The organism is Streptomyces sp. NPDC088400 (genome assembly GCF_044753355.1).
GTDB lineage: Bacteria > Actinomycetota > Actinomycetes > Streptomycetales > Streptomycetaceae > Streptomyces.
Window position 1 is genome coordinate 571,548 of record NZ_JBIVMZ010000001.1, and the last position, 16,298, is coordinate 587,845.

Genomic DNA, 16,298 nt, shown 5'->3' on the forward strand with positions numbered 1-16,298 from the left:
GACGCGTCAGTCGTCTGAGCCCTCACCTGACTCGGACGGCTCGTCATTCTCGGCTGAGGGCTCGTACGTTTCCCGGAAGACCGTCTCAGTCAGCCACCGTTGGAACTCGGGATTGCCCATGAACTCGCGGTACAGCTCAGTATCGGACTGGAGGAAACTGCCGATCGCTCGCCGCACAGCTGCGTCGCTTTCGACGCGAGCATTCTGTTCGTCGTTGTACTGCTGGGCGTTGACGTAGTCCTTGTCCTGACGTACCTTCGCCGGAATCTCCACCGCGATCAGCTGCTGTATGCGGTCTTTGTCATTCCACGGGATGTTCCCGAAGTTCTGGTTGAACTCGGCAAGGATGACGGAAGCAGGCTTCAGTTCTGGTTCGGAGCGATGTCCGCCCCCACCGGGGGTGGTGGCTGTCAGTTCGGCGTCCTCGTCTCCCAGGGCGATGCTGATCGCCTTCTGCTGCTCGGCTCGGTAGCTGTCCAGGTTGACAGCCTCCAAGATGCCCCGAGACAGGTCCTCCTCGATGGGGGCTGGCAGCTTGGGGATGAGGAAAGTGAGCAGGATCGACAGCTTCAACCACTCCGGGTTGCGGTACGGAAGGATGCCGGCGAGATAGTCGTAGTTCCGGACGAAGGCCTTGGCCTTGCCCTTGAACTCGACCTGCAGATCCTCGCTGTCAAGCTGCCGATAGGCAACGACGAGCTGGTCCAGCAGAACCTCCAGGCGCGATCGCGATTCTTTGGCCAGGAACATCTCGACGAACTCATCAATGTCCGACTGGTCGTACACTCCAGCGCTGTCCAACACCGCACGCAGGTCATGGAGCTTGTTGGGGTCGACACTGTCCGCGAGTACGGTAGTGCGATACCACTTCTTAAAGGACGCCTCGATGACGTCAGTCTTGTTGGAGAAATCGAGAACCGCGACATCGTACTTGTCCGGGTGGGCACGGTTAAGCCGGGACAGGGTCTGCACAGCCCGCACACCGGAGAGCGTCTTGTCAACGTACATCGTGTGCAGGAGCGGTTCGTCGTAGCCGGTCTGGAACTTGTCCGCGCAGACCAAGATTCGGTAGGGATCCTCGCGGAAGGTCTCTTCGATGTCTCTGCTGGGAAAGCCGTTGAGACCCGCCTCCGTGACCTTCTTGCCACCATGTTCGTGCTCGCCGGAGAACGCGACGATGGCTCGGTAGGGACTGCCTAGCTTCTTCAGGTAGGCGTTGATCGCTGCGTGGTAAGCCAGGGCTCGCTTGACTCCATCGGTCACCACCATGGCGCGGGCCTTGCCGCCGATCTTCCGGGGGCGGATCACATGGTCCAGCAGATGGTCGACCATGATCGACGCTTTAACCTTGATCGCATGATCGTGCCCCTCGACGTAGCGGCGCAGCTTCTTCGCAGCCTTCTTCGCATCGAACTCAGGATCGTTCTCGACCTGTTTGACGAGCTTGTAGTGGCTCTCGACCGTGCTGAAGTGCTTCAGAACATCCAGGATGAAGCGCTCTTGGATTGCCTGCTTCATGGTGTAGACGTGGAATGGATGATCCTTCTTGTCCTCTCCGCGCCTGCCGAAGTATCCGAGCGTCTTGTCCTTCGGGGTAGCCGTGAACGCGTAGTAGCTGGCGTTGGTGAGCAGCTTCTGACTGTCGATGATCTTGTTGATCTTGTCCTCGGTCGTCTCTTCCTCGACGTCCTCGGGCTCGACGCCAAGTGCGCTGCTCATCGCGTGCGTTGTCTTGCCACCCTGCCCGGAGTGCGCCTCGTCGATGATAATGGCGAAGTTCCGGTCCCGGTAAGTGTGGCCGATGTCCTCCAGGATCACGGGGAACTTCTGAACCGTGGAAATCACGATCTTCGTTCCGTTGGCCAGCGCCTCCCGCAGGTCCTTCGACTTGTCGGCGTGCTTGACCAGCGATCGGACCTGCGTGAAGTGCATGACCGTGCGGTTGATCTGGGTATCCAGGTTCACCCGGTCAGTCACAACGATCACCACGTCGAAGACGGGGGAGTCGTCGGTGCCCAGGCCGACCAACTGGTGTGCCAGCCAAGCGATGGAGTTGGACTTGCCGCTGCCGGCCGAGTGCTGGATCAGGTAGCGCTGGCCGGCACCTTTCGCCTGGCTGTCTGTGAGGAGCTCCCGGACAACATCAAGCTGGTGGTACCGGGGGAAGATCTGTGATCGCGTCGTCTTCTTGGTCTTGGGGTCCTTCACCACCAACCGGGCGGCGTAGTGCTCGATGATGTCCGTGAGGCTGGTGGGGGACAGGATCTCCCGCCACAGGTATGCCGTTCTGTAGCCACCCTCAGGGTTCGGCGGGTTGCCTGCGCCGCCCTCTGAGCCCTTGTCGAAGGGCAGGAACCAGGACTTCGTGCCGAGCAGTTGGGTGCAGAACCGTACTGAGTGCTCATCGACTGCGAAGTGGGCAAGGCAGCGCCCGTCCTTGAAGAGCAGTTCACGATGATCACGAGTGTTCTTGAACTGCTCGACCGCGTCCTCCACGGTCTGCTTGGTCTGGTTGTTCTTCAGCTCGAACGTCGCGAGCGGCAGTCCGTTGAGGAAGATCGCCAGATCGAGTGCTCGGTGAGTCTCATCGTGGCTGTAGCGCAGTTGGCGGGTCACGCTCCAGATGTTTTTGCTGTGTCGAGCCTCAGCCACAGCGTTGCCCGGAGAAGGTGTTGCCCCGTAGAACGCGACCTCGTAGGCGCCGGTGCTAGTGGAGTGGTTCATCCCCTTACGGAGGAGGTCCACGACACCATAGGTGGTGATGTATCCCTGCACTCGTCCGAGGAACTTGGCGCGAGTCTCGGACTTTGGATTGTCGAGCTCGAACGCTGCAGCGACCTCGGGCTGGGTGTCTTCCAGGAATGCCTGAAGGTGCTCAGTGTCAATGGCATGCCCGCGGTCGTAGGCCTTGGGGGACCCTGCTATCCATCCTCCCGCCGGCGAAGTCATGTCAGCGACTATGTCGCGCTCCAGGGCGCCTTCGCTCATGTCCGTGCCGCCGTACAGGGTCGCCTTGCTGCTCACTTCGACTCCTCAATTGGGTGATCGCCATCCAGGTCAGCATCCAGTCCACTCTCGTTGACTGCCGCTGCCGGGCTGAGGTCGTTCGGGCTCACGTCGGGCAGCGCAGCTGAGGCAGCGCGGACGTCGAGCCTTCCGGTGACCGCGTCGGAGGTCAGGCGGGTTTGGTATTCGCGGAGTAGAGAGATTTCGCGCTCGACGCGACTCAATGCGATATCGATTGGTGAACACTCGTGCTGAATCTGCTCTAGGAGGCGCACTTGCTCCTCAACGGCAGGAACGGAGAGTGGCATGGAACCAATGTCATCCATATTGAAATGCCCCACCGTTGTCCCTTGGCTGGCAAGGCCGATGATCTCGACGGGAGGGCCGTGGTAGATTTGGTTTACGATCCATTCAGGCAAGACGGCGTCGGTATTTGGTCTGATTAGCACAGTGCGCTGCCCCAGGCAGACCTTAATGCCTTCTGGGATCACACAGGCTTCTCCGACTGGTGCTTCGCGCGTGAAAATTACGTCGCCGGGCCTTGGTTCGAGCCTACGGGTCCATTCAGAAAAGGACCTTGCGTCAGTGCAGTATGTCCCTGCGGGGACCAGTTGCCCATGACGCACGCCAGAGGTTCTGACGACCCGGAATTCGCTGTCGGTAACCGCTGGTGCTGTCTTGTGCTCACAGTCGACAATCTTGCGAGAAATTCGCTTGAGGGGGATTACCTTCCATTCGGCTGGGGATTTGATCGGTGAGGATGCTCGTGCATTGGAATCAATTGGCGAAAGTTCGCGATCATTGGTGACGTGCTTGCGGATCAGAGCATCTCTATGCTCGGTGAGTAGGGAGATCAAGCGTTGCTTGGAGCGCACAAGGAATCCGATCTGCCTCTCCGCGTGCCGAACGTATTTGATGATGGCTCGCTGCTCATCCAGCGGAGGTAGCGTGATGGCTACTCTCTTTAGATGCCCTTGCGACAACTTCGGCATACTTTCGCTGGACCCTCGGGCCATGATCTCCATTTGGAAACGCCCGGCCGGGTTAAGGAGCTGGAACAAGAGCCATTCGGGCAAGGCGGTGGATGTGCGCGGGGAAATCCGATACATGAGATCGCTGAAAATGACTCGATCGCGTGGATTTCGAACGATACAGGCGTCACCTACTCGGCTCCGTGTGTTGGCGCGAGTGACGAGGAGATCTCCTGATTCGATTCTTAGATGGGATGGCACCGGAAGGTTGCGGGCGATCGGCTTGATCGCCGATGCATTGAAGTTGCCCCGCGTTACCGCCGAGAGGGATAGCACTGCCCACTGAGTTTCATCGAGATGCCCTGCGGCTGCGACGGGACTCCATCCTTGCTCGATGCGATCAATGCAGCGGCCAAGCGTGACGGTTTTCCAGTGACTCGGCGTGGATCCGAACCACTCTTTGAGGAATTTCTCGGAGTCGCTCATCAGACCACACCGTCATTGAGTACGGAGTCCAGCATCCCTTCGGTCTCCTTCTCGATCTTCATGATTTCCGCTCGAATTTCTTCGAGGCCGCGCAAAACAGGAGCCTTGTAGAAGTGTCGGTTGAAGCTGATTTCGTACCCCTTCTTCGTTGCGCTCCTCTTGATCCACGCATCCTCCACATACGGCAGAACCTCGCGACGAAAGAACGCCTCGATGCCACCGGGCTCTAGCAGCGGTACCTGTTCCGTGTCGCGCAGCTCGCTGTCGGGCTCGTATTCGACGACGGCGAGCTTCCCTGTCTTGGCTTCCTTGACCTCGTTCAGCCCGTAGAGGGGGTCCTCGGTCGTGCCAGTCTTGTGGCGTTTCAGAATCACCGGCTTTGCGGATTCGTCGCGCCAACTTACGCAGCGTAGAAGGACCTTGCGGTCGGTCGCGCTGAGCTTTAGTTCGAGCCGGCCCATCGCCTCCCCCACGCGCCGGTCGAACTCGTTGTAGTCATCGAAGACCTGCTCGCCTAGATCGTTGAGTAGCGCTGTGCCGATCTTCACCAGCTGGCCGTCACGCGCCCATGTGGTCGCGTTCAGCAGCTTCTTGCGCGCGGCGTCCTTGAGGGTCGGCACATTGGGGTCTGCCTCGTCCTCGTCTGATCCAGTCGCGCGAGCCCATTGCTCCAGCTGCTCGCGCACCTTCTTGGAGACGCCCGCGAAGTTGGTGAACAGATCTTCTCCCAACGCCTCGTAAAGGAGCTCGCGTGTCTCGGCTTCGCCTGAGGCAAAGCGCAGAGCCTCCACCCGTTCCTTGGTGAACTGACTACGCAGACGCAACGGTCGTTCCACTGTGATCTTCCAGTAACCGAACTCCTCGTTCGGGAAGATCTTGGACTGTTCCGTCTCCGCGAAGTTCAGGAACGTCTCTGTGACGTGCTCGGTGTCTGAAGGTGACAGCTCGCAGTTCTTGCTGCCTAGATTCCTGCCCAGCGGGGTGAACCGGCCGGTGGCATCGATCAGCTGAACCTTGCCCTTGCGGGCTTCAGGCTTCCGGTTGGTGATCACCCAGATATAGGTTGCGATGCCGGTGTTGTAGAACATGTTCAGCGGCAGCGCGACGATCGCTTCGAGCCAGTCGTTCTCGATGATCCAGCGTCGGATGTTGCTCTCGCCGCTTCCGGCGTCACCAGTGAAGAGCGAGGAGCCGTTATGGATTTCTGCGATGCGGCTGCCAAGCGGAGATTCGGTCTTCATCTTCGAGACCATGTTCGCGAGGAACATCATTTGGCCGTCACTAGAGCTCGTGACCAGCGAGGATGGCTCCGTCTCGCCCTCAAAGGTAACGATGAACCGAGGGTCGGAGATCTTCGCCTTCCCGCCCAGTCGCTCCTGGTCGGACTTCCAACTCTTTCCGTACGGAGGATTGGCGAGCATGAAGTCGAATTGGCGACGTGGGAAAGCGTCGTTGGAAAGCGTGGACCACTCGGGGCCGCCCTTGATGTTGTCGGCCGCCTCGCCGTCACCCTTCAATAGCATGTCGGCCTTGCAGATCGCGTATGTCTCAGCATTGATCTCTTGGCCGTAGAGATGAGTGACGATGTTCTTGCCGCGCTCGTTCGCGAGGGTGCGGAGGGTCTCCTCGGCGACGGTCAGCATTCCGCCGGTGCCGCAGGCGCCGTCGTACAACAGATACGTGCCATTGATCTCGTTTGCAATGGGCAGGAACATCAGCCGGGTCATGAGCTTGACTACGTCACGAGGGGTCCAGTGTTCGCCAGCCTCCTCGTTGTTCTCCTCATTGAACCGGCGCACCAGGTTCTCGAAGATGGTCCCCATGGAATGATTGTCGAGTCCTGGCAGACGAACGCGAGCGTAGGAGTCCAGAACAGGCTTTGGAGAGAGGTTAATTTCCGACGACAGGAGCTTGCCGATCAGCATGCCCAGAGTGTCGTTGCGAGTGAGTTTTGGGATTTGGTTCCGAAACTCGAAGTTGTCGAGGATCTCCTTGACGTTGGGTGAGAATCCGTCCAAGTACGCTTCGAAGTCGCTGCGGAGCTGCTGAGCTGTTGTGCGCTTGGATAGCGTCTGCAGTGTGAATGGAGAGACGTTGTAGAAGGCGTCGCCTGCTGCCTTCCGGAGAGGAAATTCCTGATGTTCAGGGCTCAAGAGGTCCATTTCTCTGAGGCTGTCGTAGGCCTGGAGAACCTCCGTCTTTGTTCCTTCCAGAACTGCATCGAAGCGGCGGAGTACCAGCATGGGGAGAATTACGTCCCGGTACTTGCCGCGTACGTACACATCACGCAGGACGTCGTCCGCGATTCCCCAGATGAAGCTCTCGATGCGGCTCTGCTGTGCGCTGTACACCTTGTAACCGTCTCTCCTGAACCGTGCCGACCTGTTGAGGCGGCCTCCACGTCTGCTCGCGGTTGCTCCAGAGAGCGTAGTCGAGAGGCCCGAGTCGGGAGGGGTTTCACGCCTCGGCGAAGCGACTGTTGACGCTGGCTGACGGTGCCTATGGGCGGTCAGGGCGGCGCTCCTGAAGGGGGCGTTGCGGCTTCAGCGACCAGAGCCTGCCGCCGCTCCGATAGGAATCCGAGCAGGCAGCCGCCGGTAAGGAAGGGGCCGAGTGGAACCGTCGTCTTGCGGGTCACCCGGCGCAACAGGCAGAGGTGTAGACACTGAGCGTTTTCAGAGTGGCCACCGATCGGGTGACGGCAACGAGGGCGCAACGCACGAGGCACCCGTGCCGTTGAATATGCGCCCGAGTGCGCTCCGAACTCAGACTGCACCCGAGTGCGCCAGATCATGAAGGAGGCCGCGGTCCGCGACGAGGGTGACTTCCGTGCTATTCGTCCGCCCACTTAGGCACGAGGAGAGGTCATCCCGCAGTGCCGATACCCCATCCGAGCGATTGTCGGTGGGCTGCCATGAGAGGCGGGGGCAGAGTAGCGAGTGGCGTTCGCCTCGTCAGAAGGCTGCTGGTATTGCGACGCGGCTTCGGCGTCTGACGCATCGTGGTGGGGTGACTGACGAGAAGGGCGGACAGCCGAGGCCAGTCGAGGAGGGGGAAGCCTCTCAGCGTGACGACCGAGTTGGTCGTCGTGGACGGACCCGACGGTGAGTATCTGGAGCGTCGGCAGGTGGAAGCGATCCGCCGTGCGCTCCAGTGGTTGGTCGATCACCCGCAGCCGGCCGAAGGCGGCGATGCGGGCGAGACGGAGTGCCGAGCCAGCCCATTAGCGCATGTCCCGGTAGGACTTGAACCTGCGGCTGCTTCGCAGCAGGGTTCCCGCCCCTTTACAGGGCCTCTGACCTGGGGCTTCTTAAAGATTTTGGGTGGTTCCGGAGGAAATGAGCCTGCTGAGGAAGTCAGCCACACACGCCCCATGGGCCCCAGGTTGGCTTCGAATTGTGGCGTTGACCTGCGGTTTTGCTAAGCTGCAGGTTGGCGGCCCCGGCAGGACTCGAACCTGCGGCCCAGCACTTAGAAGGCGCCTGCTCCACCCGCTGGGCTATGCAGGCTGACCTGCGACAGCGCGGAAGCTTCTGACTATGCCCTACCAAACCGGGGGTATACGGGATCTGTGGACGCTCCCGCCAACCCAGAGGTCTGGACGTACATTCTGGGCGGCGGCCAGGTGTCGGAGCTGGCCGCTGGCGTCCGGGGGAGACCGCGAGTGAGCGCGAGCGCTGTGCTGCTCTGCGAGGTTCGGTGCGGTGGCACGAGCCTGATGTGGCGCTCGTAGAAGTTCCGCAGACTTCAGGCATGTGTGGGCGCTGCCGGGTAGCGTTGGCGATCTTCGGTCTGCTTGTACTTTGTCGCGCATCCCGTGCTGGGATGGTGCTGGGATGCGCCCGCATTTCCGCAGGTCACAGCCTTGTGGTGGAGTTCCGCTTCAACGTGTAGCGAGTGGCATACCGCCACGTTGCTGATCTGGTAAACGTGCTGGTCAGAAGGGGGTCGACTCTTCCGAGTCGGCCCTTTGGCCTTTTCCCGTGCCGGTATGGTGGTGGGAAAGCTGCCCCCCTGCCAACACGATGAATAGCGACGTGACCGAGGCCACGATGCGTCTTGTTGAGGTTGAGGCAGATGTGCAGGGGGAACCGCGGAAAGCCGACCGCCTACCGCATCAGCTCCCGTCCTCGTCGTCGTTGTCCCGTGCGCGAGGTGCGGCCGGTTGGTGCGGGCTTTGCGAGGTGTCCCAGAGGTACGGAGGTGTCATGTCGTCCTCGCTCGTCTCGTACCTGCCTTGGTTCCGTTCGCCCGTGCTGCTCTCCGCTGCCCCCGGCGTGAACGTGCCCGCGCCCGCGTCGGTGAATGGTGAGCCCTCAGGGTCTGGGAAGCGCGGAGACCAGGTCCCCGTGGTGTCCCCCTCGTCCGAAGGCTCACCCTCCGGCCCCTCGCGCCTGTCCTCGTCGGATGCCGGGAGAAGGGTCCGCCTGATCTCCTCGGCGGCCTCGTCCAGCCCGGCCGCTTCCAGACTCCGCACCACACGGTGCACGAACACCGTGTACTCGTCCATGTCCGGCTTCAGGCCCACCGCCGCCAGTAACAGGAGCAGCCGATCCGGAACCCCTACTTCCTCCTCGCGGTCGAACGTCCCTCCTCCCTGGCCGGGTCCGTCCCACAGCGGGCCCCCGACGGTCGCTTCGCTCCGCGCGCCTACGGGCGGGACGAGCAGGTGGCGGAAGAGCTCGGGTACCTCCTCGTCGTTGGCCGCCGCCGCGATCTGGGCGAGCGGGCCGATCATGTCGACCGCCTTCTCGATCTCGTTCTCGTGACGGGCCAGCCACCACACCACCGCGCTGCCCGCGCTCTTGAGCACGTCCTCACCGAGGTAGCGCCGCTTGTTGCGCTCGTGCTGACGCTCGTGCTCCCAGACCTCCTCGTCCTTGCGAAGGTCGTTCAACTTCCGCAGGCGCTCGCGGTCGGCGGGGGCGAGGGTCAGCGTCACATCGGCCGCCATGGCCTTCACCCGTCCGCTCCGGTCCGTGAGCGGGACGCCCAGCTCGCCGTCCAGGAGATACCGCGCGAAGGTCGCCCGGCCGGGCTCTTCGCGGTGGACGATCTCCAGGGCCCGGCTGACGACCGATGACACGGCGAGGGCCGACGAGGCACCACCGTCGGACCAGTCGGCGTGGTCGGAGGCCGGCCTCCACCACACGGTGGCGGAGAACAGGAAGTCGTAACAGTCCGCCGCGCTCGGCAGCGCCGCGTCGACCACCCGCGTCTCCTGGTACGGCGGCTCCGCCGGCGCCGCGGGCGGTTCGGGTTCCCGGGGCTCGTACGGGTCGGCCGACGCGTGGCCACGGCTGAGGACCGTCATCACGAGCAGCAGGGAGCCCGAGGCCGTGACCATGGACATGAAGCCCCACAGCAACGCCGGCCAGTGCAGGAGATTTCCGAGCACAACCGGTGCGAGGCTGCAGAGGGCGACGAACAGCAGGCTGGAAATGCGGTCTCTCATCGTGACTCTTCCGTGGTCCGTGGTCCGGCGCCCGCACGCTCCGTACTCTCCGTGCGGGCATACTGCGCATGGTCGATGTGCTGCCAGAAGAGGGCGGCGACGGCCGCCCGGGAGGGGTGACGCGAGCTCCCCGCCCAGCCGCAGGCGATGGCGTAGAGGCGGTGGAGAGCGGCCGCGCGGCCGCGCGTCGCCCCGACCATCACGTCCAGCGCCATCTCCTGCGTACTGTCGCCCGCCGCGGCGTTCAGCCAGCTACTCACCAGCAGGTTCCAGAGCTCCGTCGACGGCTGGGAGAAAACCGACTCCCAGCCCAGGAACAGGTCAGGCCACGGCGGCGGGACCGGTGCCCGGTCGCTTCTCAACAGCTCCGTGAGCAGCTGGAGATGGGGCTCCGCGCCGCGCGGATCCCGACGCGTACGGTCCCGCAGGCGGTCGATCAGCAGCCGGTAGAGCCGACGGTCGCGGCCGGCGAGGTCGAGAAGTACCTCCTGGGCCTCGCGCGCCGCCTCCCCCTTCCGTACGGCGAGGTAGTGGAGCCGCACCATCGCCTGATCCGGGTGCGTCGCGCTGAGACTCTGAAGGCAGGCGGTGGTCAGGACGCGGGCGAGACCGTCCGACAAGGGGCCGGGCCTCGCGCAGTCGTACATCCGCCTGCGGAACCATCCCCCGAACCTCTCGTGGCTGAGACCGAGTTCGAGGGCCGCCACGGCTCGCGGGTCGCAGGACGCCCCGGTCGCACGATCCGCCCAGCGCATCACGAGGTCGAAGAGGTGGTCGGGCCGCCCGACGGCCAGGGACCGCTCGCCGAAGCGGACGACGACGTTCATCCGGTCGTCGCTGGTCAGACCGCGCAACTCGGTGGCGTGACCGATCCAGTCCTTGAGGTCGTCGCGCACCCCGGGGAAGTTCGCCCAGAAGTACGTCCGTACCGCGTCGGCGTAGGCCAGCCGATCGAAGCGGAGCCGACCGTCCGGGTCCCGCTCGATCCCGAGCGCCCTCAACCGTTCCCCGAAATCCGTCCGTGCCAGCTCGGTCGTCGCTTCTTCCTCGTGTCTCACCGTCCTCATCAGGCCGTGCCACGCCTCGTAGACGGTGTCGGCGCGGGCCTCCTCGAACACAGCCGTCGCGAGCAGCAGGGCCCGTTCGGGCGCGGTGCGGACCGTGGCCACCTGTCCGCCCACGTCACCGGCACGATCGGTCACCGCGTGCATCGCCTGGTCGAGCCATCCCGCGAAGTCGGCGCCGAACCGGCCGCTGTCGCGAGCGGCCCTCACCAGCCCCGCGAGCCGGGCCAGTTCCTGCATGGGGGAGCGGTCGTACAGGCGCTGGAGGTCGGCGCTCCGCAGGTCCGCGGGGCGGAAGGCCATCCGGTCCATGCGGAGGTACCGGGTGACGACGGTGATGCCCCGGGGGCGCCCCAGCGTCACCGTGTCCGGTTCGAGGTCCGGCGGGTGGGCGTGCTCCAGGCCCGACGGCAGGACGACGACCATGTGGGCGCCCGCCTCCTGGACCAGTGACCGGCGCATGGCCAGGCGGCGCTGGGCCTTGGCGTATGCCTCTTCGTCGGCGGTCCCGGAGAGGTCGAGGAGGAAGCGGTCCCCCTCACCGGGGGCGAAAGGGGTCTCGTCCTTGTCCGTGGCGGGAAGCTCCTCGAACCGGGCCCCCTCCTCGTCGGCGCCCCCGTCCTCCCGGAGCCCGTGCAGCAGCATGATCGCCGCGGCGCGGCGGCCGCTGCCGGGCGGAGCATCCAGCAGCACCACCGATCCGGGCTTCTCCAGGCGGTCGGCGGCGACGCGGAAACCCACCGGCGGAGCGAACCGGTCGGCCAGGCGCACCCGGTCCTCGCGGGCGATCCGGAGGGACTGGACCCCTTTGCGGATCATCCAGTCCGTGCCGACGCCGTAGAAGACGTACTGGGGCCCCTCGCCGTTGCTCACCGGGCCGCGCGGATCGTTGACCGTGACGCGGTCCTGCTCGGTCATCGTTCGTCGTCCGAGCGCCGGCGCTCGCGCTCGAAGCGCTGGTGGATCGTACCGCTGTTGTCGCCCGCCGTGAACTGGACCCCGGTGTTGTCACCCTGGAAGTGGGGCGCGTTGTACTGGGGTCCCCGACCGGTGTTCACGGGCCCCTGCGGCTCGTTGACGAAGGTGCCGAGTTCTCCGTTGAGGTTTCCGATGCCGCCGCGCACGCGCTGCTCGACGTCGCGCGTCCGCATCCTGGTGTGCCCGGCGTCCTGGGCCGGCTTCCTGCGGGACTTCGTCTCCGTCCGCTCCCGCGCCGCACGGGCGTCACGGTCCACCGCGCCCAGCTCGGGCAACAGCCGGGCGAGGGCGTCGCCGAGCGCCGTCAGGTCCGACTCGGCGTTGCGGTGGTCGAACCGCCTGTACTGGCAGTCCGCCAGCTCCCACAGATCGTCCGGGAGGACGGCGCGGTCGATCCGCGTGGCCTTTCCGACGAGCACGGGGATCACCAGGATCCCGCGGTCGAGCGCGGTCTGGATCTCACGACGGGTCCAGTCCTGCTCGGCTTCGAGGGCGGGGCGGCCGTCGGCCCCCCGCACCTCCGCCCAGCGCGGGCCGATCACGGCGAGGAGCGCCTCGCACTCCTCCACCGCCCTGACCAGTTCCACCGGGTAGCGGTGTCCGAGCTCGATCGAGTTGCTGGCGAAGAAGATCCGCTCGCCGCCGAACCGCCGGGTGAGCTCCCGAGCGATCATGGCGGCCGCGGATTCCTCGTCGCCTGTGCGGTAGTTGACGAAGATGTCGGGCATGAAGGTTCCCTTCGTGAGAGGAAGACGGGAGTGAATGGGTACGAGCGCGGGGGCTGCGGACCCAAGGCTTCGAGGCCCGATCGGCCTGGGCCATGAAGTCCCGACCGTGTGACGGCATGGCGTGTCCACGGGAGGGCGTACGGATGGAGGTGCGCCGCCCTGCACGTCACTGGTCGCGGGCAGCCCGAAGAAGCCGGGGGCGCGGTGCTACGCGTCGGGCGGGGATCAGAGAGGCCGGCCGGGGATCGTGGGAACCGGCGGACCGGAAGGGCCAGGAAGTCCGGTGAGCCGGGCGGTTCGAGCCGGTGTCGGTCGTGGAGCCGCTGTCAATCGTGTGCGGGGGCGAGTACCCGTGCCAGCGCCGGCTGCAGATCGCGTACGGCCCTGCTGCTCCGGAACCGGGAGAGTTCCCGCGCGAGACGCCGGACATCGCTGTTCACCGTCGCCGAGGGCACGGCAGGCATCACCCCCAGGAGTTCCCCGGCGATCGTGCACGCGTGCTCGACCTCTCCGGAGGCGGCGTGGGTCAAGGACCTGCGGAAACCGTACCGGGCGCGAGTTCGCAGCGCATGCGGCGGGAGGCGGCGGCACTCCCGGTCGAGGACCTCGGCGGCGGCCTTGGGGCGACCCAGGTCGTGCAGGCACCAGCCGGTCGTCATCGCCGCCGGATCGCTCACGTGGGTGGTGCCGATCATTGGCTCGGCGCCGCTGCGGGCGTCGTCGCTGTCGAGCAGCTCCCGCGCCCTGTCGAGGCTGCGGAGGCAGTTGCGTTCGTCGCCGACGAGCGCGTGTCCCTGCGCCTCCCGCTGGGCCGCAAGTCCCCGGATGCGCGGCGGGAGTTCGTCGCTCTGGGCCTGGCGGGCCAGGGCGACGGTGCCTGCGGCGTCCCCGCCGTAGAGCGTGACCAGGGCGCGTCGCACGAGCGCGTAGGAACCGAGGTGCGGATCGCCCCCGGCGCGCGCCAGTTCGGCGGCCTCACCGGTCCAGTCGAGCGCCGCGCCGTTGTCCCCGGCCTCCTGGGCCATCCAGCCGGTGAACTCCGCGAACCGCGAGGCGAGTAGGAGCGCGGGGGCCCGAGTGGCGGCCGGGGCGTCGGCGGCCAGCCCGGCGACCGTGCGCGTCTGCGTCTCCAGCAGGGGAAGCAGAACCTTCGGCGCGGTGGACTGGCCGAGCTTTCGTAGCTGGTCGAACTGAGCGCGGAAGGAGGGAAGGAGTGGGTCGGCGGCAGAGGACGCCTGAACGCCGAGTTTCAGGCCGAGGTCGATCAGCGACCCCGTACCCGCAGCGAGGACTGCTCGGCGCCCGACGAGCCAGAGGCTCGGGGTGGAGGGGGTTTCGGTGGTGTCCGAGTCGGTCTCGGGGCGGACGACCAGGCGCTGCAGCTCGCCGTTCACGCCGAGGAAGGCGTCGCACCGCCGGGCCAGTTCGGGGGACGCGGAACGCACCCCGCGCTCGACCTTGCTGAGGTACCCCTTGTCGTAGTTGAGCGCCACGGAGAACTCGGTGAGAGTAAGCCCCGCTTCCTGTCGTAAACGGCGAAGTTCCGGGCCAAAACGTAAAGTTGCACTCATCATTGACCTCCCCCTTGAACAGCGACCGTGAGAGCCGTGTGCCCTCACGGGAAATTTCGTTCGACGTTCACTGACTGTCGCGAAGACCGACGGCGAACACCCGTCGTGACGGAGTCGTTTCGCTTCGCATCCGAGAGCGAGTTTGGCACGAGGCACGCCTCAGGAATCGGGGTTCGGCGGGGTTGCCCGTTGCCTCTTCTGTTCTCCGTCCGTTCCTTGTTGTGACCAGAATCGACCACGATCAGGACAAAGTAATCGAGAATGACAGGGGATGAGGCTGTGTCGATCGCGCCGCAGCAGGCGAAGGCGGTGGATGGCCGACTGATCGACGAATTGGCCGCCGCGCCCGGGCCGATGGCCTCCGACTGGCTGGCGAGGGTGGGCTGCGTCAGCAACTGGCCGAGCGCCTGCTGGAGTCCGCGCTCCAGGGTGAGCTGAAGATCGCCCGCAAGCGGCAGGAGTACGCGTGACCGTGAGCGACAAGGGGTGAAAATTCCCTGCTAACGTGCATGTTGCTAACATTGTTGTTAGTGTCGCGAGTGGAGGTCGACCGACGTGGTGGATTTCGTAGGACGTCGGCAGGAGCTGGCGACGTTGGAGCGAGAGCTGCAGAAGGTGGCGGCAGGGGTTGGTGGGGAGAGGCCCGGTCGGTGCGTGATGTTGCGTGGGCGGCGCCGCGTGGGCAAGTCACGGCTGGTCGAGCGGTTTGCGGAGCGCTCCGGGGCCCCGTTCTTGTTCTACGCGGCGATCGGTGCGTCCCTCAGGGATGATCTGGCACGGCTGGCCCGGGACGCCCAGGCGTCGACGCTGCCGTTGGCGGGGCTGGTGGCCGCCGCACGGCCGGAGAGCTGGGACGCCGCGTTCGATGTGCTGGCCGCGGCGCTGCCCGCCGACCGGGCGAGCGTGCTGGTCATCGACGAGGTGCCGTACCTGATGGACGCCGGTGGCGCCTTTGAGGGGATGCTGCAACGGGCCTGGGACCGGGTGTTGGAGAACAAGCCGGTGCTGCTGGTCCTCATCGGCTCCGATCTGTCGATGATGGAGGCCCTGAACAGCTATGGACGCCCCTTCCACCAGCGGGGCCGGGAGATGGTGCTGGGGCCGCTGAACCCCGCCGAGGTGGGGCGGATGCTCGGGTTGGAACCGGCGGAAGCCTTCGACGCCGCGCTGGTCACCGGCGGGCTGCCGCTGATCTGCGCGGAGTGGCCGAGAGGGGAGGGGCTGTGGGACTTCCTCGGCGAGGCGCTGAGTGATCCGGTCTCTGCCCTGCTGGTGTCGGCCGAGCGCTCGCTGGCTGCCGAATTCCCCTCGCGGGCCCAGGCGCGTACAGTGCTGGCGGCCATTGGAAGTGGCGAGCGGACCTTCACCAACATTGCCCGTGCGGCCGGCGGGATCGGGGCCACGCCGCTGCAGCGAGCGCTGGAACTGCTTACGGACAAGCGCGTCGTCGCTGCGGAGCTGCCCGTGTCGCTGCGTCCGTCGAAGGATCGCCGCTACCGGGTGACAGATCCCTACCTGCGGTTTTGGCTGCACTTGCTCGGCCCGTCCATGGAGGAGATCGAGCGAGGGCGGGGCGATCTGGCCTTGGCGCGGATCCGGGAGAGCTGGACCAGCTGGCGCGGCCGGGCGATCGAGCCGCTCGTCCGAGAGGCGCTAGCCCGGATACTGCCCGACGACCGACTCCCCGCGGCGCCCGCGGTCGGCGGCTACTGGACCCGCACCAACGACGTCGAGATCGACATCGTCGGGGCGGACCGCGCCCCCATCGCCAAGGAGCTGCTCTTCGTCGGTTCCGTCAAGTGGCTGGAGCAGTCGCCCTTCGACCGGCACGACCTGGCCGCTCTCCATCGACACCGGGCCGCCCTCACTGATGAACCTGTTCCAGTCGTGGCGGTCTCGCGCAGTGGAGTCGACTGTCCGGGGCTCGACGCCGTCTACGGCCCTGGCGATTTGCTGACCGCCTGGCCGCTGTGAGTGGCGGAGCGGGCGAGGCCGGAGGTGCCGTGGTGCGAAAACGGTCGTTCGAGATCGTGGCGCGG

The 16,298-nt window shown here is 65.1% G+C and carries 9 protein-coding genes and 1 tRNA gene; 2 read left to right on the top strand and 8 right to left on the bottom strand.

The genetic code is table 11. From position 1 onward, the window contains the following. Positions 1-6: 6 nt before the first annotated feature. The 8 genes from ACIQD6_RS02665 to ACIQD6_RS02700 all read right to left on the bottom strand — a co-directional run bounded on the left by ACIQD6_RS02665 (position 7) and on the right by ACIQD6_RS02700 (position 14,259). Positions 7-3,024: a type I restriction endonuclease subunit R gene (locus ACIQD6_RS02665; RefSeq protein ID WP_401877262.1), complete on the bottom strand. Its 3,018-nt coding sequence runs from the start codon at positions 3,022-3,024 to the stop codon at positions 7-9. Continuing rightward, complete coding sequence (locus tag ACIQD6_RS02670) at positions 3,021-4,463, bottom strand: restriction endonuclease subunit S (RefSeq protein WP_401877263.1); 1,443 nt, start codon at positions 4,461-4,463, stop codon at positions 3,021-3,023. Before ACIQD6_RS02670 ends, ACIQD6_RS02665 begins: the two co-directional genes overlap by 4 nt. Beyond that, on the bottom strand, positions 4,463-6,814 hold the full coding sequence (locus tag ACIQD6_RS02675) for an N-6 DNA methylase (protein ID WP_401877265.1): 2,352 nt from the start codon (positions 6,812-6,814) through the stop codon (positions 4,463-4,465). Before ACIQD6_RS02675 ends, ACIQD6_RS02670 begins: the two co-directional genes overlap by 1 nt. 1,082 nt (positions 6,815-7,896) lie before the next feature. Then, positions 7,897-7,964, bottom strand: a tRNA-Arg gene (locus ACIQD6_RS02680). 616 nt (positions 7,965-8,580) lie between these two features. Continuing rightward, complete coding sequence (locus tag ACIQD6_RS02685) at positions 8,581-9,918, bottom strand: hypothetical protein (protein ID WP_401877267.1); 1,338 nt, start codon at positions 9,916-9,918, stop codon at positions 8,581-8,583. Further along, on the bottom strand, positions 9,915-11,900 hold the full coding sequence (locus ACIQD6_RS02690) for a hypothetical protein (protein ID WP_401877269.1): 1,986 nt from the start codon (positions 11,898-11,900) through the stop codon (positions 9,915-9,917). The genes ACIQD6_RS02685 and ACIQD6_RS02690 overlap by 4 nt, the downstream gene beginning before the upstream one ends. Next, positions 11,897-12,688, bottom strand: a complete 792-nt coding sequence (locus ACIQD6_RS02695) for a toll/interleukin-1 receptor domain-containing protein (protein WP_401877271.1) — start codon at positions 12,686-12,688, stop codon at positions 11,897-11,899. The genes ACIQD6_RS02690 and ACIQD6_RS02695 overlap by 4 nt, the downstream gene beginning before the upstream one ends. Positions 12,689-13,014: 326 nt before the next feature. Further along, entirely contained in the window at positions 13,015-14,259 is a 1,245-nt protein-coding gene (locus tag ACIQD6_RS02700; protein WP_401877273.1) for a helix-turn-helix domain-containing protein, read from the bottom strand. 261 nt (positions 14,260-14,520) lie between these two features. Between ACIQD6_RS02700 and ACIQD6_RS02705 the strand changes: the two genes are divergently transcribed. Together ACIQD6_RS02705 and ACIQD6_RS02710 are read left to right on the top strand one after the other, a co-directional pair. Beyond that, entirely contained in the window at positions 14,521-14,697 is a 177-nt protein-coding gene (locus ACIQD6_RS02705) for a hypothetical protein (protein WP_401877275.1), read from the top strand. A gap of 117 nt (positions 14,698-14,814) precedes the next feature. Continuing rightward, positions 14,815-16,233, top strand: a complete 1,419-nt coding sequence (locus tag ACIQD6_RS02710) for an ATP-binding protein (protein WP_401877277.1) — start codon at positions 14,815-14,817, stop codon at positions 16,231-16,233. Positions 16,234-16,298: the final 65 nt, after the last annotated feature.